This is a genomic window from Actinacidiphila sp. bgisy160, assembly GCF_057707815.1.
Genome location: NZ_JBYIQW010000029.1, coordinates 53,055 through 71,037 on the forward strand (window position 1 = coordinate 53,055; position 17,983 = coordinate 71,037).

At 74.8% G+C, this 17,983-nt stretch carries 21 protein-coding genes and 1 pseudogene; 6 read left to right on the top strand and 16 right to left on the bottom strand.

All coding sequences use genetic code 11. The annotated features are described in order from the left end of the window. The first annotated feature begins 260 nt into the window (after positions 1-260). A complete protein-coding gene (locus AC3EUJ_RS22410) occupies positions 261-524 on the top strand; it encodes a cupin domain-containing protein (protein WP_431964050.1) in 264 nt (87 codons plus the stop codon). A gap of 111 nt (positions 525-635) precedes the next feature. Continuing rightward, positions 636-1,058 carry a rhodanese-like domain-containing protein gene (locus AC3EUJ_RS22415; RefSeq protein ID WP_431964052.1) on the top strand — a complete coding sequence of 141 codons (423 nt, stop codon included), beginning with the start codon at positions 636-638 and terminating at the stop codon, positions 1,056-1,058. Here AC3EUJ_RS22415 and AC3EUJ_RS22420 read toward each other — a convergent pair. The 11 genes from AC3EUJ_RS22420 to AC3EUJ_RS22470 all read right to left on the bottom strand — a co-directional run bounded on the left by AC3EUJ_RS22420 (position 1,027) and on the right by AC3EUJ_RS22470 (position 10,385). Further along, positions 1,027-1,725: an alpha/beta fold hydrolase gene (locus tag AC3EUJ_RS22420; RefSeq protein ID WP_431964054.1), complete on the bottom strand. Its 699-nt coding sequence runs from the start codon at positions 1,723-1,725 to the stop codon at positions 1,027-1,029. The two genes, AC3EUJ_RS22415 and AC3EUJ_RS22420, sit on opposite strands and share 32 nt — an antisense overlap. An 82-nt stretch (positions 1,726-1,807) precedes the next feature. Next, the gene (locus tag AC3EUJ_RS22425) at positions 1,808-2,626 is read right to left on the bottom strand and encodes a universal stress protein (protein ID WP_431964055.1); all 819 of its coding nucleotides are present in this window, start codon (positions 2,624-2,626) and stop codon (positions 1,808-1,810) included. A 150-nt stretch (positions 2,627-2,776) separates the two neighbouring features. Then, entirely contained in the window at positions 2,777-4,816 is a 2,040-nt protein-coding gene (locus AC3EUJ_RS22430) for a serine/threonine-protein kinase (RefSeq protein ID WP_431964057.1), read from the bottom strand. A gap of 81 nt (positions 4,817-4,897) precedes the next feature. Then, a complete protein-coding gene (locus AC3EUJ_RS22435) occupies positions 4,898-5,764 on the bottom strand; it encodes an oxygenase MpaB family protein (protein WP_431964059.1) in 867 nt (288 codons plus the stop codon). A 139-nt stretch (positions 5,765-5,903) separates the two neighbouring features. After that, entirely contained in the window at positions 5,904-6,359 is a 456-nt protein-coding gene (locus AC3EUJ_RS22440) for an SPW repeat domain-containing protein (RefSeq protein ID WP_431964061.1), read from the bottom strand. A gap of 174 nt (positions 6,360-6,533) precedes the next feature. After that, positions 6,534-6,908 (bottom strand): fluoride efflux transporter CrcB, encoded by a 375-nt coding sequence (gene crcB / locus AC3EUJ_RS22445; RefSeq protein ID WP_431964063.1) that lies wholly within the window; start codon positions 6,906-6,908, stop codon positions 6,534-6,536. After that, on the bottom strand, positions 6,905-7,252 hold the full coding sequence (locus AC3EUJ_RS22450; protein WP_431964065.1) for a DUF190 domain-containing protein: 348 nt from the start codon (positions 7,250-7,252) through the stop codon (positions 6,905-6,907). Before AC3EUJ_RS22450 ends, crcB begins: the two co-directional genes overlap by 4 nt. Next, complete coding sequence (locus AC3EUJ_RS22455) at positions 7,249-7,743, bottom strand: fluoride efflux transporter FluC (RefSeq protein ID WP_431964067.1); 495 nt, start codon at positions 7,741-7,743, stop codon at positions 7,249-7,251. Before AC3EUJ_RS22455 ends, AC3EUJ_RS22450 begins: the two co-directional genes overlap by 4 nt. Positions 7,744-8,134: 391 nt before the next feature. After that, positions 8,135-8,998, bottom strand: coding sequence for a 5-oxoprolinase subunit C family protein (locus tag AC3EUJ_RS22460; RefSeq protein ID WP_431964069.1), 864 nt, complete (start codon positions 8,996-8,998; stop codon positions 8,135-8,137). Further along, entirely contained in the window at positions 8,995-9,624 is a 630-nt protein-coding gene (locus tag AC3EUJ_RS22465) for a 5-oxoprolinase subunit B family protein (protein ID WP_431964071.1), read from the bottom strand. Before AC3EUJ_RS22465 ends, AC3EUJ_RS22460 begins: the two co-directional genes overlap by 4 nt. After that, entirely contained in the window at positions 9,621-10,385 is a 765-nt protein-coding gene (locus AC3EUJ_RS22470; RefSeq protein ID WP_431964073.1) for a LamB/YcsF family protein, read from the bottom strand. Before AC3EUJ_RS22470 ends, AC3EUJ_RS22465 begins: the two co-directional genes overlap by 4 nt. Before the next feature lie 216 nt (positions 10,386-10,601). Here AC3EUJ_RS22470 and AC3EUJ_RS22475 point away from each other — a divergent pair. The 4 genes and pseudogenes from AC3EUJ_RS22475 to AC3EUJ_RS22490 all read left to right on the top strand — a co-directional run bounded on the left by AC3EUJ_RS22475 (position 10,602) and on the right by AC3EUJ_RS22490 (position 13,515). Beyond that, positions 10,602-11,378 (top strand): annotated as a pseudogene (locus AC3EUJ_RS22475) (GntR family transcriptional regulator). A gap of 53 nt (positions 11,379-11,431) precedes the next feature. After that, complete coding sequence (dhaK, locus tag AC3EUJ_RS22480; protein ID WP_431964075.1) at positions 11,432-12,424, top strand: dihydroxyacetone kinase subunit DhaK; 993 nt, start codon at positions 11,432-11,434, stop codon at positions 12,422-12,424. A gap of 24 nt (positions 12,425-12,448) precedes the next feature. Continuing rightward, the gene (gene dhaL / locus AC3EUJ_RS22485; protein ID WP_431964077.1) at positions 12,449-13,120 is read left to right on the top strand and encodes a dihydroxyacetone kinase subunit DhaL; all 672 of its coding nucleotides are present in this window, start codon (positions 12,449-12,451) and stop codon (positions 13,118-13,120) included. Next, the gene (locus AC3EUJ_RS22490; protein WP_431964079.1) at positions 13,117-13,515 is read left to right on the top strand and encodes a PTS sugar transporter subunit IIA domain-containing protein; all 399 of its coding nucleotides are present in this window, start codon (positions 13,117-13,119) and stop codon (positions 13,513-13,515) included. The genes dhaL and AC3EUJ_RS22490 overlap by 4 nt, the downstream gene beginning before the upstream one ends. A gap of 25 nt (positions 13,516-13,540) precedes the next feature. Here the strand turns inward: AC3EUJ_RS22490 and AC3EUJ_RS22495 are convergent, their stop codons facing one another. From AC3EUJ_RS22495 to AC3EUJ_RS22515, 5 genes are all read right to left on the bottom strand, one after another. Next, positions 13,541-13,798: a type B 50S ribosomal protein L31 gene (locus AC3EUJ_RS22495; RefSeq protein WP_431964081.1), complete on the bottom strand. Its 258-nt coding sequence runs from the start codon at positions 13,796-13,798 to the stop codon at positions 13,541-13,543. Positions 13,799-13,848: 50 nt separating this feature from the next. After that, complete coding sequence (gene rpmG / locus AC3EUJ_RS22500; protein ID WP_431964083.1) at positions 13,849-14,013, bottom strand: 50S ribosomal protein L33; 165 nt, start codon at positions 14,011-14,013, stop codon at positions 13,849-13,851. A gap of 634 nt (positions 14,014-14,647) precedes the next feature. Next, entirely contained in the window at positions 14,648-15,190 is a 543-nt protein-coding gene (locus AC3EUJ_RS22505) for a PadR family transcriptional regulator (protein WP_431964085.1), read from the bottom strand. Positions 15,191-15,230: 40 nt separating this feature from the next. Next, positions 15,231-17,258 (bottom strand): FAD-dependent oxidoreductase, encoded by a 2,028-nt coding sequence (locus AC3EUJ_RS22510; RefSeq protein WP_431964087.1) that lies wholly within the window; start codon positions 17,256-17,258, stop codon positions 15,231-15,233. Positions 17,259-17,361: 103 nt separating this feature from the next. Then, entirely contained in the window at positions 17,362-17,955 is a 594-nt protein-coding gene (locus tag AC3EUJ_RS22515) for a TIGR03086 family metal-binding protein (protein WP_431964089.1), read from the bottom strand. Between the last annotated feature and the right edge of the window lie 28 nt (positions 17,956-17,983).

The following is a 17,983-nucleotide window of genomic DNA, read 5'->3' on the forward strand; positions in this document are numbered from 1 at the left end:
CTGTGCTTTCGTGGCGGCATGCGCCTGCACCTCTGGAACCCGGGCCCCCTGTGGCCGGGACGCCGTGCGCAGCACTTCGCCCGGGGCTGTCGCCGGGGCTGCTCCCATGGCCCTGCACGACCCGGCGAGCGGCCCCACCCCGCTCGTCCTCCCCCAACCGCGCGCACTGGTCCGCGGCTACGCCGCCGTCGAGCCCGCGTCCACCTCGGCCGTCCACCTGCCCGACCGCCGCCGGCACACGCCTGCACCAGGACCCCTGTGTGGGCGTCTGGCTGATCACCTGGCCGCGCGGCACCTCCACGGAGCTGCACGACCACGCGGGTTCGCTCGGTGCCCTGACCGTCGTCGGCGGTACGCTCACCGACCGGGGCCACGACCGCGTCGCGACCCGTGAACTCGCCGCAGGCGGCGGCGCGGCCGCCACGCCCGCGGTGAGCGTGCACACGTACTCGCCACCCCCAAGGCGCTGTCCCATTACGCGGTCGGCGACGCGCGCTCCCCGCGCCGCACGCGTACCGTGCTGACGGACGAGCCGGAGCCCCCCGCGGTGCCCGCGCCGTCCCCCTGTCACGCGCCCTGTCACGCGCCCTGTCCGTGACCGCGTCCGTGTCCACGACCGCTCCGGAGGCCGTCCGATGAATCCGTCCACCACCGTCAGGTCCGGCATCGACCGGCTGCTCTACCGCGCCCGGGCCCGCCTGCAACGGGTCGGGCCCGAGGACGCGGCGGCCGAGATCGCCGCAGGTGAGGCGCTGCTGGTCGACATCCGCCCGGCGGCGCAGCGGGCTCTGGAGGGCGAGTTCCCGGACGCGATGGTGATCGAGCGCAACGTCCTCGAATGGCGGCTGGACCCGCTGAGCGACGCTCGCGTCCCCGAGGCCACCGGTCCGGGCGTGCGCTGGATCGTGGCGTGCTCCGAGGGCTACACCTCCAGCCTGGCCGCCGCCTCGCTGCTGGACGTCGGCCTGACCCGGGCCACCGATCTGGAGGGCGGTTTCCAGGCGTGGCAGCGGGCCGGGCTGCCGGTCAGGGGTGGGACGCCGGAAGGAACGCCCTGACCTCGGCGAGGAAGTCCGCCGGGCGCTCCTGGTGGACCAGGTGCCCCGCCTCCAGGGTCACCAGCCGCGCCCCCGGCACCCGGGCCGCGACGGCCGCGATCCCGTCCTGCGGGATGTGGCTGCCCGCTCCGCCGGCGAGGACGAGGGTGGGGCAGTCGATCGTCGCCAGCAGGTCCCACCAGCCGGGGTCGGGGGCGTTGCGCCAGCGGTTGACGGCCGCGATGACCCGCCAGTCGCAGGGCTCGTCGCCCTCGGGGCCGGACGGCACGACCCGCGGCGGCACCTCGGGGTCCGGCGGCACGGGCTCCTCCAGGACGAGGGCGGTCAGCCGGCGCGACCGCTCCGCCGCCACCAGGTAGGCGACGACCGCGCCCATCGAATGCCCGGCCAACGACACCGGTTCCGGGCCGAGGGTGTCCAGGAACGCCACGACGTCGTCCCGCATGGCCTCGAAGGCGTACTCGCCCGGCCAGTCGCTGGCCCCGTGGCCGCGCAGGTCGGGGGCGTACACCCGGTGGGTCGCGGCCAGCGCGGGCGCGACCGGTTGCCAGTCGGCGCCGTCCGAGCCGCGTCCGTGGAGCAGGACGAGCGGCGGCGCGTCCGGTTCGCCCCAGGTGCGGTAGGCCATCCGGATGCCGTTCACGTGCAGGGTGCGGAGATCGCTCACGCGGGCGACGCTACCCGCCGGCGGCGGATGTCACTCGTCCGGGCGACGGCCGTCCCGGTCGGGCCCCGGCCGTCAGCGCTTTTCAGTGCGGGACGACGGCCACCGGGCAGGCCGCGTGGTGCAGCACCGCGGCCGCCACGGGGCCCAGGTGCGGACCGACGCCGCCGTGCCGGTTCCGGCACCGGCCGACGACCAGCAGCGAGGCCCCGGCCGCCGCGTCCACCAGAGGCTGCGCGGCGTTGCCCGCGGCGACCTCCACCGTGATCTCCACCCCGGGCGCCGTCTCCCGCCACGGCAGCAGGGCGGCCTGCACCGCGTGCCGCTCCGCCGCGAAGATCTCCGCGCCGCACGTGGGGTCCATGGCTGCGGGGACGTAGCCGTAGGTCGGCGGGTACGACCACGCGTGGACGACCCGAAGCCGCGCCTCGCGCCGCCGCGCGTCCTCCACCGCGAAGGCGATCACCTCCTCGGCCCCCTTCCGCAGGCTGAAGCCGAGCACCACGGGCCGCCGGTCGTCGTCGGCCTCCTCCTGACCGGAGCGGACGACCACGACGGGGCCTTCCGCGCGGGCCAGCGTCATCTGCCCGACCGCACCGAGGAGAAAGCCGCTGAGCCCACTCAGCCCCTGTGAGCCCAGCGCCAGCAGTTCGCTGCGCCCCGCCTCCGCGACCAGCAGCTCCGCCGGCGGGCCGTCGGCCACGTCGGTCGTCACGGGCAGGTCGGGGTGGCGCTCGGCGAGCTCCTGTGCGGCGTCGCGCACCATCGCGTCGCCGTACGGGTGTCCCCCGGCGTGCACCAGGCGCAGCTGCACCGATCGCCGCAGCGCCTCCCCCGCCGCCCAGTACATGGCGGCGCGGCTCTCCGGCGAGCCGTCCAGGCCCACGGTGACGGGTCGGGTCATCGGATGTGCCTCCCTCGCCTCGCCTCCACAGTAGGCGCCGCCGCCCCGCGCGGCGCCCCGGCGGGGCGGACCCGCCGTCACACGGGCGGTGCGTGGCCCTCCCCGTGCGGTCACGGAGCCGACGTGCTCGTCGCACCGCTCGGCCACCCCTTAACCGGGTCGGTCGCGCAGGCCCAGCCGCGCACGGCAGCGCGCACAGTCCTCACCGCTCGCCACCGTGTCCGGGTGATCCGGGCCCAGGACCCGGCCGCGGGCCTCCGCCACGGCCTCGTGGAGAATCAGGGCCTCGCGCCAGTCGCCCAGCCAGCCCAGGGCGACGGCGATCTCGCGGCGGCTGACGAGCGTGTCCGGGTGCTCCGCGCCGAGCACGCGGGTGCGGACCGCCGCGACGTCGCGGGCCTCGGCGAGGGCGTCCCGCCAGTGGCCCAGGCGCCCGAGGTTCACCCCGAGGCCGTGCCGGGCGCGGAGGGTGTCGGGGTGGGCGGGGCCTGAAACGCGGGTGCGGAGGGCGACGAGGTCGGTGTAGAGCTCGTGGGCCTCGGCGCCGAGCCCCATCCGCCCCAGGCAGATCCCCAGTTCGTGGCGGGCGGCGAGGGTGTCCGGGTGGTCGGCGCCCAGCAGTCCCGCCCGGGTCGCGGCGACGTGGGCGTAGGTGGCGCGGGCCTCCGGCCAGCGGTCGAGGAGCCCGAGCAGGTGGCCGACCTCGCAGCGCGTGCCGAGCGTGTCGGTGTGGGCGGGGCCCAGGACGCGGGTACGGGAGTCCGCGACCTGGGCTGCCAAGGTGTACGCCTCCTGCGTACGGCCGAGCCGCCCGAGCGTGACAGCGAGGTTGTGCCGGCAGTGCAGGGTGTCGGGGTGGTCGGTGCCCTGCCGCCGTTCGCGGACGGCGAGCACCGCGGCGTACCCCTGGCGGGCCTCCTTGTGGCGGCCGAGCCGGCCCAGGACGTAGGCGGCCTCCTGGCGGGCGGCGAGCGTGCCGGGATGGTCGGCGCCCAGGGCCCGCGCCCGGGCCGCGGCCACCTCCTCGTACGCGCGCAGCGCCTCCGCGTGGCGGCCGCCGCGGCTGAGGCACAGGGCGAGTTCGTAGCGGCTGGTGAGGGTGTCGGGATGGGTCGCGCCGAGCAGCCGCTCGCGCTCCTCGGCGACGGCGCGGTGCGACCGCTCGGCCTCGGACCAGCGGCCCAGCCGGGCGAGTCCGACGGCCGCGGTGTGCCGGCTCGCCAGGGCCCCGGCTCCGTGCGCGCTGGGCGCCCCGGACTGCAGCTCCAGACGGCGTGCCCAGGAGGGCAGACCGGGCTCGGGGCGGACGCCGCCGTGCCCGCCGTCCCGGAGCGTCTTGAGCCGGCCGGCCACGTCGGCGGCGCTCTGCGGGCGGTCCTCCGGGCTCTTGGCGAGCAGGTCGAGGACGAGCTGCTCCAGTTCACCCGGCAGGTCGGGCCGGTGCTCGCGCGGCGGCCGGGGCGGGGTGTCGCGGTGGCCGACGAGGACCGCCCAGGTGTCGTCGAGGTCGAAGGGCGGGGCGCCGGTGGCGATCTCGTAGAGCACGCAGCCGAGCGAGTACAGGTCGCTGCGGTGGTCGATCCCGTCCTCGCCGCCGATCTGCTCCGGCGACATGTAGTGCGGGCTGCCCATGGCGACCCCGGTGCCGGTCAGCCGCGAGGTGAAGCCGATGTCGTGGCCGAGGCGGGCGATGCCGAAGTCGCAGATCTTCACGTCGCCGTCGGCGAGCCGCATGACGTTCGCCGGCTTCAGGTCGCGGTGCACGATGCCCCGCACATGGGTGTACGCGAGGGCGGCCGCGATCTGCCCCGCGACGTCGGTGACGTCGGGGAGGGGCAGCGGGCGGCCCTCGTTGTCACCGAGCAGCTGCCGCAGGTTGCGGCCGTCGAGCAGCTCCATGACGAGGAAGAGCACGCCCTCGCTCTCGCCGAAGTCGTGGACGACGGTGATGCCGCGGTGCTGGAGCGACGCCGCGACGCGTGCCTCCCGGCGGAACCGCTCCCGCAGCACCCGGTGGACGGACGGGTCCAGCGAAGGGCTCGTCGGCTTCAGGCACTTGACCGCGACCTCCCGGCCCAGTGCCTCGTCCAGCGCCTTCCAGACCTCGCCCATGCCGCCGCGCCCGATGCGCTCCCGCAGCCGGTAGCGCTCGCGCAGCAGTCTTCCCCCGTCGTGCTGACCCGCCGTCATGCGCCGCCCCCGGTCGTCCGCCTCTCCCCGCACCCAGTATGGCCGCGGAGGGTGCGCTTGGGGACCCGCCGGGGCCCGCCGTCAACCGCGGGAACGCGCCTGTTCGCGCAGCCGGTAGGCGGACGGGTGCGTGCCGGGGCCGAGACGTCCGACCGCCTTGAGGATGTGCCCGGGGGGCAGCTGCCAGCGCACGAAGCAGGGGATCGTGCGCAGCAGCAGGCCTGTGCCGCGCAGCCGTCGCCCCGTGACGGGGACGGCCGGGGCGGGCCGCCCGTACAACTCGTGGGCGAAGGGCGGCAGCGCGGCGTAGGCCAGTGCGGCGGCCCGGCCCCACACGGCGGACCGCAGGGGCAGCAGCGCCCGGGGCACGGGCGGTTCCTGCAGGAAGGCGAGGACCTCCTGGGCCTCGGGGGTGGCGGCCAGCTCGGGCCGCACCTTCTCGAAGTAGGCGGCGAGCGACTCGGTGTCGTCGGGGACCTCCGCGGGGTCCAGGCCCACCAGCCGCGCGGCCTCGCGCTGTTCGGCGACGTAGGCGTCGGCCTGCGCGTCGGACAGGGGGAAGCCGGAGCCCCGTGCGACCGTCAGGTAGGAGTCGATCTCCGCGCAGTGCACCCACAGCAGCAGATCGGGGTCGTCGACGGGGACGCGCTCGCCGCTGTCCGGGTCGGTCACGGACAGCCGACGGTGGATGCCGCGTACCTTGGCCCCGGCCCGTTCGGCCTCCAGTGTGGTGCCGTAGGTGATGGTGCCGACGAAGTCCGCGGTGCGCAGCAGACGGCCCCACGCGTCGTGACGGAAGTCCGAGTTCTGCGTGACGCCGCGCACCGCGCGGGGGTGCAGCGCCTGCAGGTACAGCGCCCGTACGCCGGCGATCCACATCATGGGGTCGCCGTGCATCTGCCAGGTGACCGAGGCGGGCCCGAAGAGCCCGGGGTCGGCGTCGCGCATCGCAGCCTCCTGTCGCCGTGCGCCACGGTCGGCCCGTCCGGAGCCGGGACGGCGGCCTCCGGCCCGGCGCCCGCAGCGCCGAGCATAGGGCCGCGCGGGGCGCCGGGTCTGCCCCGCGCGGCCCTCTCGCGCCGGCGCGTCAGCGAGCGGGCGCGGCCTCACCCGGCGGGCGGGGGTGCCGTCGCTCGATCAGGGCCAGGCTGACCGCGCCGAGGACGATCAGGCTCGCACCCGTGACGATCTGGTTGAGGGGCGCGAGACCGGCCCCCGGGTCGTCGAAGTAGCCGAAGACGAACGGCGAGGCGACCAGGCAGGCACCGCACACGATGGTGATGACGTCGCTACCGGGCCCCCGGGTCCGGGCCACGCGCGCGATCGCGTTGAGCAGGACGATGGTCGAGAAGACGAGGTCGACGATCCGCACGTTGTTGCCGATGGGCGTGTCGGGGTACGCCAGCGCCCATCCGGCGGCGAACAGCCATCCGCCGATGAGCAGCAGGGGCGCCGTGAACAGCGAGTCGCGGACGTCGGCCGGTGGGGTCTGGGTGTGGCCCGCCGTCTGGATCCGGGTGCCGGGACGCTGAGCCAGGGACATGGTGCCCTCCCGCGGTGGGAGCCGCGTCGCCCGGCACACGGCCGCGCAAGGCGCTTGCCGGCGGGGAACACACCCGCCTCCGCTCCGGGCGACAGGCCGGAGTGTGGACTCCTCTCATTTTAGGCGGACTGCCCGGAACGTCCTGTTCGGCGGCTTTCCGCTGCCGGACGCGGTTCACGCCCAGATCGCCTGGGCCACGGCGGCCCCGGTGAAGGCCGCGCCCATCCCGGCGACCACGCTGGCGACGACGTTCGCGACGGCGAAGAACCGCGCCCCGGTCTCCGCCAGCCGCAGGGTCTCGTAGGAGAAGGTCGAGTAGGTGGTGAGCGCCCCGCAGAAACCCGTGCCGATCAGGAGCTGCACCGAGTGGGAGGCCGCGCCGTAGGTGACCGCCCCGGACAGCAGCCCCAGGACGACGCAGCCGACCACGTTGACGGTGAACGTACCCCAGGGGAACACGGTGTCGTGCCGGGCCTGGACGGCGCGGTCCGTGAGGTAGCGCATCGGCGCCCCCACCATGGCCCCGGCGATGACGAGCAGCCAGTTCACCCGGGGTTCCCCCGTCCCACGTAGCGGATGACCTCGACCTCGTCGAGGGTGACCAGCCCCTCGGTGACCAGTTCGTCGAGCTGCGGCAGGAACGCGCGGATGCGCTCCTCGTGGTCGACGATGACGACGGCCACCGGAAGGTTGTCGGTCAGCGAGAGCAGCCGGGTGGTGTGGATGAGCGAGGAGGCACCGAAGCCCTCGACCCCGTGGAAGACGCTGGCCCCGGCCAGGCCTGCCTCGTGGGCGCGGCGGGTGATCTCGGAGCACAGCGGCTTGTGGTGCCAGGTGTCGTTGTCCCCGATCAGGATCGTCAGCCGCAGCGCGGTGCCGTGCAGCCGTGTCATGTCTGCCTCCGTGCGATCAGGCGGCGGGCCATGTGCGCCGCGCCCCACACCGCGGCCAGCGCGATGAGCGGTGTGACGGCGAGGTAGGCCAGGCCGGCCCCGGCGTGGCCGCCCTGGACCAGGCCGTGGATGTCGACGGCGTACGTGGAGAAGGTGGTGAAGCCCCCGAGCACGCCGGTGCCGAAGAAGGGGCGCACGAGCCGGTGGGCGGACCACGCCTCGGTGATGACCACCATGAACACGCCGATCACGGCGCAGCCGAGCGCGTTGACGCCCAGCGTGGTCCACGGGAAGGCGCCCGGCGCGGTGGGCCACAACAGGCCCGCGCCGTAGCGCCCGCACGCCCCCAGCGCGCCGCCGACCGCGACCACCGCTACGACGGGCGCCTGTTCCCGTACCCGCGGGGATCGCGGCATGGGAGGCTGCGGTTGCGGGTCGACGTCGGGGGAGGCGGGCTCGGTCATCGCGGGGAGGGGGGCTGGTGAGGTCATGGGTCTCCTACTCGTGAGGCACCCTGCTGCGGGCGCGTTCAGTCACAAGTAGGGACCGTTGGCGGCATCCTCACCGCGGTTCGGGTACGGCGGGCCCCACCGCCGCGCGGCGGTCACGAGGGACCACCGCTGCCTACATCGTACTCCCGGGTTCCCGGCCATGTGATCCGTTCCGGGATGACACCCTGGGGCTTCGCACCCGGCGAGGGGGGTACGGCGGCGATGGCCGGCCGGGACGTGGTGGAGATCCCGGACCTGCCGTGGAGGGCGGGCGCGGAGGTCCGGGTCGGCGGGGGCTGGGATCGACGTCCTGCTGGGAAGGCGGACCCGCGACCACCGGAACCTGGATAGTGGAACGCGTTACGTAAATCCGGAAGGGCCGTGACCGGCCTCAGCGTTGGGGCACGAAGCGCACCGGGAGCCCCGGGACGGCCTGCGCGGCCGCGGCCAGATCGCGCTCGGGGACGACGCCGACGACCGGGTAGCCACCGGTGGTGGGCGAATCGGCGAGGAAGACCACCGGTCTGCCGTCGGGCGGCACTTGGACGGCGCCCACGACCATGCCCTCGCTCGGCAGTTCCCGGTGGACGGCGCGCTCCAGCGTGGGCCCCGTGGTGCGCAGCGCGATGCGGTTGCTGCGGTCCGACACATGGAAGCGGCCCGCTGCGAGGGTCCGCAGGGCGGCGGCCGTGAACCAGTCGTCGCGCGGCCCGAGCCGCAGCGGCAGCACCAGTTCCCGCGGCGGGCCGGCGTGCGGAGCCAGGTCGGCGTGGACGGGGAGCCCGGGCGCCGGGCCCAGCGGCAGCACGTCGCCGTCCCTGAGCGGCGCGGGCCCCAGCCCGGACAGCAGGTCGGTGGAGCGGCTGCCGAGCACCGCGGGCACGGCGAAGCCGCCGCCGACCGCGAGGTAACTGCGCACGCCCCGCGTCGCGGGCCCGACCTCCAGCACCGCCCCGGCCGGCAGCCGCACGGCGCTGCCCCAGGGTGCGGGACGGCCGTCCAGCAGGACCGGTGCCGGGGCCCCGGTGACCGCGGCGACGGCCGGGCGGGTGACCCGCACGGTCACCCCGGTCAGGGTGGTCTCCAGGGTCGCGGCGCCGTCGGCGTTACCCACCAGGCGGTTGGCCAGCCGGTGGGCCGTCCGGTCCAGGGCACCGGAGCGAGCCACGCCGAGGGCGGCGTGGCCGTACCGCCCGAGGTCCTGGACGGTGGTCAGCGCACCGGCCCTGACGACCCGCAGTCCGCCGCCGCTCATGCGCCGCCCCCCGCGGGCGTGGGGACGAAGCGCACCCGGGTGCCGGGCGCGAGCAGCGCGGCCGGTTCGCGTTCCAGGTCCCACAGGCGGACGGAGGTGGTGCCGATCAGTTGCCAGCCGCCCGGGGAACTCCTCGGGTAGATCCCGGTGTAGTGGCCCGCGACGGCGACCGAGCCGGCCGGCACCGAGGTGCGCGGCTCGGCCCGGCGCGGCACGCCGTACCCTTCGCCGAGGCCGGTCAGGTAGGCGAAGCCCGGGGCGAACCCGCAGAAGGCGACGCGGTGTTCGGCGCCGCTGTGCACCCCGGCCACGTCCTGCTCGGCCACCCCCCACCGTTCGGCCACCACCGCGAGGTCGGGCCCGTCGTAGCGCACGGGGATCTCCACGAGGGGCCCGCTCCCGGCGGCCCGGGCCGTGACGGACCAGTCGCGCAGCTCGGTGCGGAGCGCGGCGGCGTCCGGCACCCCGTACAGCAGCACGGTCCGCTCGCCGGGGACGATCTCGCGCACCGGCCCGAGGCTGCCCCCGGCGCGGCGGCGCAGGAGCTCGGCGTGCCAGGACCGCGCCTCCTCGGGGGTGGCCAGGTCGATCAGGAGCGCGTCCTCACCGACCGTGAGGACCCTCATGCGAACGCCTCCAGCCGCACGCCCGCGTCCTGGAGCGCGGCCCGCACCCGCAGGGCCGTGGCCACGGCGTCCGGGGAGTCGCCGTGCAGGCACAGCGACCGCGCCCGTACCGTGACCGGTTCGCCGGTCACGGCGGTGGTGACGCCGTCGCGGGCGAGGGCGACCGCCTGCCGGGTGACCTCGTGGGGATCGGCGATGAGGGCGCCCGAGGTGCCGCGCGGGACGAGCGTGCCGGCGGCGGTGTAGGCGCGGTCGGCGAAGGCCTCCCCCACCACGTCCAGCCCGGCCCGCAGGGCGGCGCGCTCCATGGCCGAGCCCGGCAGGCAGAGCACCGGCAGTCCCGGATCGGCCCGCCGGGCGCCCGCGGCGACGGCGGCGGCCTGCTCGTCGTCGACGACGACCTTGTTGTAGAGGGCCCCGTGCGGTTTCACGTACGCCACCTGCGCGCCGGCGGCGCGGGCGAAGACCTCCAGCGCGCCGATCTGGTAGGTGATCTCGTCGGCCAGTTCGTCGGCGGGCACCTCCATCGCCCGGCGGCCGAAGCCCGCCAGGTCGCGGTAGGAGACCTGGGCGCCGATGCGCACCCCGCGCCGGGCCGCGGTGTCGCACACCCGGCGCATGATGCCGGGGTCTCCCGCGTGGAAGCCGCAGGCGACGTTGGCGCTGGTCACCACGGACAGCAGAGCCTCGTCATCGGTGAGGACCCACCGCCCGTAGCCCTCCCCCAGGTCCGCGTTGAGGTCGATCACGAGGTCTGTCATCGGTACGGCGAGCTCCTCGAAAAGGGCCGCGTCCGGTCGGGCGACGCGAGCTCCGGTGTCCGGCGTGCCGGTGGCGAGCGGGTCCCGGCGCCCGATCACCGTAGATTCCCGTTCAACAATCCGACAAGGGTCCTGTTGTCCTGTCCCCCGCTCTCCGTTTGACCGAGCCCGCGCCGCGAGCCCGCGGCCCGGCTCGGAGCGAGAGGGGCGCCGACGATGGCAGCCGAGGTGGATCCGGCGGTCCTCGCGGGCGACCGCGTGCTGCCGGCGCGTTCCAGCACCGCCGACCGGGTCGCCGCCGTACTGCGCGGCCGGATCTCCGAGGGCGACCTGCCTCCGGGCGGCAAGCTCGCCGAGGACGTCGTCGCCGGGGCGCTGGGGGTGTCCCGCAACACCCTCCGTGAGGCGTTCCGGCTGCTGACGCACGAGAAGCTGCTGGTGCACGAGCTCGACCGCGGGGTCTTCGTCCGGGTGCTGACGGCCGGGGACGTCATCGACATCCACCGGGTGCGGCGCCTGGTGAGTGCTCCGTGATCCGCGGCCTCGGGGCCCCGCCGTACGACCTGACCGCGGCCGGGGACGCCGTGGCGGAGGGCGAGCGGGCCGCCGCCGGGCAGCGGTGGCGCGAGCCCGGCGCGGCCGACATCCACTTCCACCAGGCGCTGGTCGACCTTGCGGGCAGCGCCCGGCTGACCGGGCTCATGACGGGCGTGCTCGCGGAGCTGCGCCTGGCCTTCCACGCGATGGAAGGACCCGCGGGAGTTCCACGAGCCTTGTCTGGGCGGCAACCGGGCGATCCTCTCCGCCCTGGAGGCGGCCGACCCGGCGACGGCCGAGTCGCTGCTGGCGTCCTACCTCGACCGCGCCGAGGCACGGCTCGTCCGCCGGTACGCCCCGCTCGTCCCGGACGGGGCGGGCCGCGACAGCCCAGTGCACGGTGCACACGAGACTCGTGACGTCATCGGGACTGCCCACGGCGCGGCGGATTTGTAGGCTGATGTGACAGCGCAGCACCGCCAGACCCAGCCTTTGGACGGAGCCGTTCGATGAAGATGCTGATCAATGTCCCGGAGACCGTGGTGGCCGACGCGCTGCGGGGGTTCGCGGCCGCGCATCCCGAGCTGATCGTGGACGTGGAGAACCGGTTGATCGTGCGCCGGGACGCGCCGGTGCCGGGGAAGGTCGGACTGGTCTCCGGCGGCGGGTCCGGGCACGAACCGCTGCACGGCGGGTTCGTGGGAAGGGGGATGCTCGACGCCGCGTGCCCGGGCGAGGTGTTCACCTCCCCCGTCCCGGACCAGATGGTGCGGGCCGCGGCGGCGGTGGACAGCGGGGCCGGGGTGCTGTTCATCGTGAAGAACTACACCGGTGACGTGCTGAACTTCGACATGGCCGCCGAGCTGGCCGAGGACGAGGGGATCATGGTCGCCAAGGTCGTCGTCAACGACGACGTCGCCGTGACCGACAGCCTCTACACGGCGGGACGTCGCGGCACCGGCGCCACGCTCTTCGTGGAGAAGATCGCGGGCGCGCTGGCCGACGAGGGGGCGCCGCTGGAGCGCGTCGAGGCGGTCGCGCGGCGCGTGAACGAGCTCTCGCGCAGCTTCGGCGTGGCACTGACCGCGGTCAGCACCCCGGCCAAGGGAGCGCCCACCTTCGACCTGCCGGCGGGGGAACTGGAGCTGGGCATCGGCATCCACGGCGAGCCGGGCCGTGAGCGGCGGGCGATGATGACCTCGGGCGAGATCGCGGAGGTCGCCGTCGACGCCGTCCTGGACGACCTGCGCCCGGACGGTCCGGTGCTGTTGCTGGTGAACGGCATGGGCGGGACGCCGCTGCTGGAGCTGTACGGGTTCAACGCCGAGGTGCACCGCGTGCTCGGGGCGCGCGGCGTGACAGTGGCCCGCACACTGGTCGGCAACTACGTGACGTCGCTGGACATGGCGGGTGCGTCGGTGTCCCTGTGCCAGGTGGACGAGGAACTGCTGCGGCTGTGGGACGCGCCGGTGAGCACGCCGGGCCTGCGCTGGGGCGCCTGAGCGAGGTTGAGGAGAGCGGGAGAGATGAGCGAGGCATCGTCCACCGGAGCGGGCCAGGCGATCGACACGGCCTTCCTCCGCCGTTGGCTCACCGCCGCGGCCTCGGTGATCGAGCGCGAGGCGGACCGGCTCACGGAGCTGGACTCCCCCATCGGGGACGCCGACCACGGCGCGAACATGCGGCGCGGTTTCATCGCGGCGCGCACCGCGGTGGAGAAGGAGCCGCCGGACACCCCCGGCGGCGTGCTGGTGCTGGTCGGGCGGCAGCTGATCAGTACGGTCGGCGGGGCCTCGGGACCGTTGTACGGCACGCTGCTGCGCAAGGCGGGCAAGGCCCTGGGCGACGCCCACCGAGTGGCGCCGGAGCAGTTCGCGCAGGCGCTGCGGGAGGGGGTCGACGGCGTGGCGCAGCTGGGCGGCGCGGCGCAGGGCGACAAGACGATGCTGGACGCGCTGGCGCCGGCGGTGGAGGCGCTGACCTTCGCCCTGGACAAGGGCGCCGGACTCACGGAGGCGCTGTCGGCGGCCGCGATCGCCGCCGACGAGGGCGCGCTGGCGACCGTGCCGATGCAGGCCCGCAAGGGGCGGGCGAGCTACCTGGGGGAACGCAGCATCGGGCACCAGGACCCGGGTGCGACGTCCTCGGCGCTCCTGATCGGCGTGCTGGCCGGATCCACAAAGGAGGACGCGGCATGACGGTCGGGGTGGTGCTGGTGTCGCACAGCGCCGAGGTCGCCGAGTCGGTCGCCCGTATGGCGACCGGCCTCAGCGGCGGTGGTGCGCGTGTACCGGTGGCAGCGGCGGGCGGCGCGCCCGACGGCGGGCTCGGCACGGACGCCGCGAAGATCGCCGCCGCCGCGCACTCGGTGGCCGAGGGCGACGGCGTCGCCGTCATCGCCGACCTGGGCAGCGCGGTCCTGACGGTGAAGACGCTGCTGGCAGACGAGGACGAGCTGCCGCCCGGCACCCGGCTGGTCGACGCGCCGTTCGCCGAGGGCGCGGTGGCCGCGGTGGTCACCGCGTCCGCGGGCGCCGACCTGGACGCCGTTGCCGCGGCGGCTCAGGACGCGTACACGTACCGCAAGACCTGAGCGGCACCGCGGCCGCGGGCGGGGCTCAGCCCCGGCGGGCGCCGGTCCCGTACCGGCGCTCGAAACGCTCGACGCGTCCGGCGGTGTCCATGACGCGGGCGTTACCGGTGTAGAACGGGTGACTCGCGGAGGAGATCTCCACGTCGACCACCGGGTAGGTGTTCCCGTCCTCCCAGACGACGGTCTTCTCGCTGGTCATCGTGGAGCGGGTGAGGAAGGCGTGGTCCGCGCTGCGGTCGCGGAAGACGACCGGACGGTAGGCGGGGTGGATCGTGTGCTGCACGGCGTGCTCCAGACTGCGGAAGGGACGGGGGACGGCGGCCTTGGCCGGTGTCAGCGCTCCTCGCGGAACGTCACGTGACGGCCGACGGCGGGGTCGTACTTGCTCAGGACCATGCGGTCCGGGTCGTTGCGCCGGTTCTTGCGGGTCACGTAGGTCGTGCCGGTGCCGGCGGTCGACCGGAGCGTGATCACCGGGCGCTGCTCACTGCGTGCCATGCGGGGCCCTCTCTGCTCCATAATGGTTTTCGTTTTCGTCGGACGTGCGGTTCAACACGGGGGCACCCTCGTCCATTCCCTCCGTTCCCCGCCCGGTGCGGCGAGGATGGACACAGGGGTGTCCCGCACCGGCGACAGGACCAGACCCGGACGACCTGCTCGACCGGGTGCTGGCCGATCTGCGGTCCTGGAGCGGCGGCGGCCTCGGCGTTGACGTGGCACTGTTGGCCGTGCGCCGTACGCGGTGACGGACGCGCGCGTCCCGGCTTCCGCGGGCACCGGTCGTTCCTGCGCCGGCGGCCCGCCGTGCCCGCGTCCGCCTTGGCCGACGACCGTACGGAGCAGCCCGCCGCCAGGTGCCGCACGACTCGGCGGCGGGTACCGGAGCGGGGCTGCCGTTCGCCGCCGGGACCACCGTGGCGGACCCTGCGCGTCCGCATGGCTGATCACCGACCAGCACTACCGCAGGGCCGCTACCTCTTCAACGACGTCGCCCCTGCGCGCCACCGTCGGACGCTTCAGCAGGAAGGCGCTCACCGGCCGCGATCCGGGGCGGGCTCGGCCATCGGCCCCACGATGGCCTTCGGCCGCATCGCGGCCGACGACATCGCCGGCCACGGCCCAAGGCGGCCGGTCAGGACCGTCCCATCCCCTCGACCTCGGCGACCGCCTCGCCGAGCCACTGCGACCAGAAGGTCTCCAGCTCGATGCCCGCACGCAGCACCAGGTGCCGCAGCCGGTCCTGTTCGGCGCCGCGCCCCGGCGGGAAGTCGCGCCGCTCGATCTCGGTGTACTCGGCCAACTGCCGTACGTGCAGATCCAGATGACGGCGCAGCTCGGCGGCAAGCCCGCCGGTCCCGACGACCGCCGCGGCGCGCAGCCGCAGCAGCAACGGGTCGCGGACGGGCTTGGGGTCCTCGGTGGTGCCCACCCAGGCGGTGAGTTCGGCGCGGCCCGCGGGCAGCACCTCGTACTCCTTGCGCTGCCCGCGGGCGGGCTGCGCCGCGGGCAGCGCGCGGATCAGGCCCGCCTCCTCCAGCCGGCCCAGCTCGCGGTAGATCTGCTGGTGCGTCGCGGACCAGAAGTACCCGATGGAGCGGTCGAAGCGGCGTGCCAGCTCCAGTCCCGACGACGGCTTCTCCAGCAAAGCGGTGAGGATGGCGTGCGGCAGCGACATGCCCGCATCCTACGGACGGGCCGAGGTCACGGGGCCGAGGTCACAGTGCCGCGGCCAGTTCGGTGCCCTGGCGGATGGCCCGCTTGGCGTCCAGCTCCGCCGCGACGTCGGCGCCGCCGATCAGGTGGACGCAGTGCCCGGCCGCGCGCAGCACCTCGTACAGCTCCCGGCGCGGCTCCTGACCGGCGCACAGGACGACGGTGTCTACGGGCACAATCCGCCGCTCGCCGTCCACGGTGATGTGCAGGCCCTCGTCGTCGATGCGCTCGTAGACGGCGCCCGCGACCATGGTGACGCCGCGGTGCTTGAGCTGGGTGCGGTGGATCCAGCCGGTGGTCTTGCCCAGCCCCGCGCCGACCTTGGTGGTCCTGCGCTGCAGCAGGTGCACGGTGCGCGGCGGCCTCGGCCGCTCGGGCGCCCGCAGGCCGCCGGGTCCGCGGTAGTCGGTGTCGACGCCCCACTGGCGGAAGTACGTCTCGGGGTCCCGGCTCGCGCCCTCGCCGCCGTCGGTGAGGAACTCGGCGACGTCGAAGCCGATGCCGCCCGCGCCGACGACGGCGACGCGCTCGCCGACCGGGGCACCGTCGCGCAGCACGTCCAGGTAGCTCAGCACGCTGGGGTGGTCGACGCCGGGGATCTCCGGCGTGCGCGGGGTGACGCCGGTGGCCAGCACGATCTCGTCGAAGCCCCGGTCCGCCAGGAACTCCGCCGTGACGTGGGTGCCCAGGCGCAGCTCCACCCCCTCCTCGGCGAGCCGGGTGCGGAAGTAGCGCAGCGTCTCGTCGAACTCCTCCTTGCCCGGCACCTTGCGGGCGATGTTCAGCTGCCCGCCGATCCGGTCGGCGGCGTCGAAGAGGGTGACGGCGTGGCCGCGTTCGGCCGCCGAGACGGCGCAGGCGAGCCCGGCGGGCCCGGCGCCGACGACGGCGACGCGCTTGCGCAGCCGGGTGGGGAGCAGGACGAGCTCCGTCTCGTGGCAGGCCCGGGGGTTGACCAGGCAGGAGGTGAGCTTGCCGCTGAAGGTGTGGTCCAGGCATGCCTGGTTGCAGCCGATGCAGGTGTTGATGGCGTCCGCGCGGTCCTCGCGGGCCTTCGTGACGAAGTCCGGGTCGGCGAGCATCGGGCGGGCCATCGACACCATGTCGGCGGCCCCCTCGGCGAGCAACCGCTCTGCCAGCTCGGGGGTGTTGATCCGGTTGCTCGTGACCAGCGGCACCGAGACCGCGCCCATCAGCTTCTTCGTCACCCAGGTATAGGCGCCGCGCGGGACGGAGGTGGCGATGGTGGGGATGCGTGCCTCGTGCCAGCCGATGCCGGTGTTGATGATCGTCGCGCCGGCCGCCTCGATCGCCTTGGCGAGGGCTACGACCTCCTCCAGGGTGGAGCCGCCGGGCACCAGGTCCAGCATGGACAGCCGGTAGACGATGATGAAGTCCGGTCCGACCCGCTCACGGGTGCGGCGGACGATCTCCAGCGGGAAGCGGGTCCGGTTCTCGTAGGAACCGCCCCAGCGGTCATCGCGGTGGTTGGTGGCGGAGGCGATGAACTCGTTGATCAGATAACCCTCGGAGCCCATGATCTCGACGCCGTCGTAGCCCGCCCGCTGCGCGAGCGCTGCCGCCCGCACGAAGTCCTCGACGGTCCCCTCCACCTCCTCGTCGCTGAGGGCGTGCGGCACGTGGGGGCTGATCGGTGCCTGCAGCGCGCTGGGGGCGACCAGGCCGGGGTGGTAGGCGTACCGGCCGAAGTGCAGGATCTGCATGGCGATGCGGCCGCCGGCACGGTGCACGGCGTCGGTGACGACGGCGTGCTGCGCCGCCTCGGCCTCGGTGGTCATCCGGGCCCCGCCCGGGTAGGGCCGGCCCCGGTCGTTGGGCGCGATGCCGCCCGTCACGATGAGCCCGACGCCGCCGCGGGCCCGGGCGGCGTAGAAAGCGGCCATCCGCTCGAAACCGCGCTCGGCCTCCTCCAGCCCGACGTGCATCGAGCCCATGAGTACCCGGTTCGGCAGGGTGGTGAAGCCGAGGTCGAGCGGGCTCAGCAGGTGCGGGTACGGGCTCGGGCTCATCGCGGGGTCTCCTCGGGCGGCGGCGCGCGGTGTCGTCGCGACTTTTGTAGACCACCCGGACCCGATTATGCAACCAGTTGCAAAAGTGTTGCGCGCAACGCGGCTACGCGACCGGGCGGCTCCAGCGCGGGTCGCGGCCCGTGCCCGCCAGCAGCGCCTCGAAGCCCGAGGCCCCGGCGGGCACCGGCACCCGCTCCGCGAAGACCCCCGTCTTCCGGGCGGTCGGCCCCATCGCGGCCACCAGTTCCTCCAGCGCCCGCAGCCCCTCCGCGTCCGGCGTGTACGGCAGCCCGGTCGCGCGGGCGAGGTCCCAGGCGCGCACCGTCAGGTCGAGCAGGGCCATGGCGCCCACGGTGCGCGCGGGCAGGTTCATCGACCCTGCCACGCCCTCGTCGGCGCCCGGTACGGCACGAGCGGCCCAGGCGTCGACCAGCAGTTCCGTCTCCTTCTCGAAGCGCACACGCCAGTCGTCGCCGTAGGCGGTGAGACGGTCCGGGGTGACGGAGAAGTCGGCCTCCTCGCGGGCCGCGAGCGCCTGGAAGCCGACGACCACGCGGAAGAGGTGGTTGAGCAGGTTCCGGACGTCGTACTCGGCGCACGGCGTCGGCGCGTCCATGGCCTCGTCCGGCAGGGCGCGCACCAGGGGCAGCGCCCGGTCACGGGCCGCGGCGAGCAGTTCACTGGTCTTCGTCGTCATGGGGCCGACGCTAGGGCCGGGAGGGTCC

What these genes read in the sequence shown, in the direction of transcription:
- AC3EUJ_RS22415 (WP_431964052.1), top strand. Translation starts at nt 636, where the DNA reads ATGAATCCGTCCACCACCGTCAGGTCCGGCATCGACCGGCTGCTCTAC.
- AC3EUJ_RS22425 (WP_431964055.1), bottom strand. Translation starts at nt 2,626, where the DNA reads ATGACCCGACCCGTCACCGTGGGCCTGGACGGCTCGCCGGAGAGCCGC.
- AC3EUJ_RS22430 (WP_431964057.1), bottom strand. Translation starts at nt 4,816, where the DNA reads ATGACGGCGGGTCAGCACGACGGGGGAAGACTGCTGCGCGAGCGCTAC.
- AC3EUJ_RS22435 (WP_431964059.1), bottom strand. Translation starts at nt 5,764, where the DNA reads ATGCGCGACGCCGACCCCGGGCTCTTCGGGCCCGCCTCGGTCACCTGG.
- AC3EUJ_RS22440 (WP_431964061.1), bottom strand. Translation starts at nt 6,359, where the DNA reads ATGTCCCTGGCTCAGCGTCCCGGCACCCGGATCCAGACGGCGGGCCAC.
- AC3EUJ_RS22450 (WP_431964065.1), bottom strand. Translation starts at nt 7,252, where the DNA reads ATGACACGGCTGCACGGCACCGCGCTGCGGCTGACGATCCTGATCGGG.
- AC3EUJ_RS22455 (WP_431964067.1), bottom strand. Translation starts at nt 7,743, where the DNA reads ATGACCTCACCAGCCCCCCTCCCCGCGATGACCGAGCCCGCCTCCCCC.
- AC3EUJ_RS22460 (WP_431964069.1), bottom strand. Translation starts at nt 8,998, where the DNA reads ATGAGCGGCGGCGGACTGCGGGTCGTCAGGGCCGGTGCGCTGACCACC.
- AC3EUJ_RS22465 (WP_431964071.1), bottom strand. Translation starts at nt 9,624, where the DNA reads ATGAGGGTCCTCACGGTCGGTGAGGACGCGCTCCTGATCGACCTGGCC.
- AC3EUJ_RS22470 (WP_431964073.1), bottom strand. Translation starts at nt 10,385, where the DNA reads ATGACAGACCTCGTGATCGACCTCAACGCGGACCTGGGGGAGGGCTAC.
- dhaK (WP_431964075.1), top strand. Translation starts at nt 11,432, where the DNA reads ATGAAGATGCTGATCAATGTCCCGGAGACCGTGGTGGCCGACGCGCTG.
- dhaL (WP_431964077.1), top strand. Translation starts at nt 12,449, where the DNA reads ATGAGCGAGGCATCGTCCACCGGAGCGGGCCAGGCGATCGACACGGCC.
- AC3EUJ_RS22490 (WP_431964079.1), top strand. Translation starts at nt 13,117, where the DNA reads ATGACGGTCGGGGTGGTGCTGGTGTCGCACAGCGCCGAGGTCGCCGAG.
- rpmG (WP_431964083.1), bottom strand. Translation starts at nt 14,013, where the DNA reads ATGGCACGCAGTGAGCAGCGCCCGGTGATCACGCTCCGGTCGACCGCC.
- AC3EUJ_RS22505 (WP_431964085.1), bottom strand. Translation starts at nt 15,190, where the DNA reads ATGTCGCTGCCGCACGCCATCCTCACCGCTTTGCTGGAGAAGCCGTCG.
- AC3EUJ_RS22510 (WP_431964087.1), bottom strand. Translation starts at nt 17,258, where the DNA reads ATGAGCCCGAGCCCGTACCCGCACCTGCTGAGCCCGCTCGACCTCGGC.
- AC3EUJ_RS22515 (WP_431964089.1), bottom strand. Translation starts at nt 17,955, where the DNA reads ATGACGACGAAGACCAGTGAACTGCTCGCCGCGGCCCGTGACCGGGCG.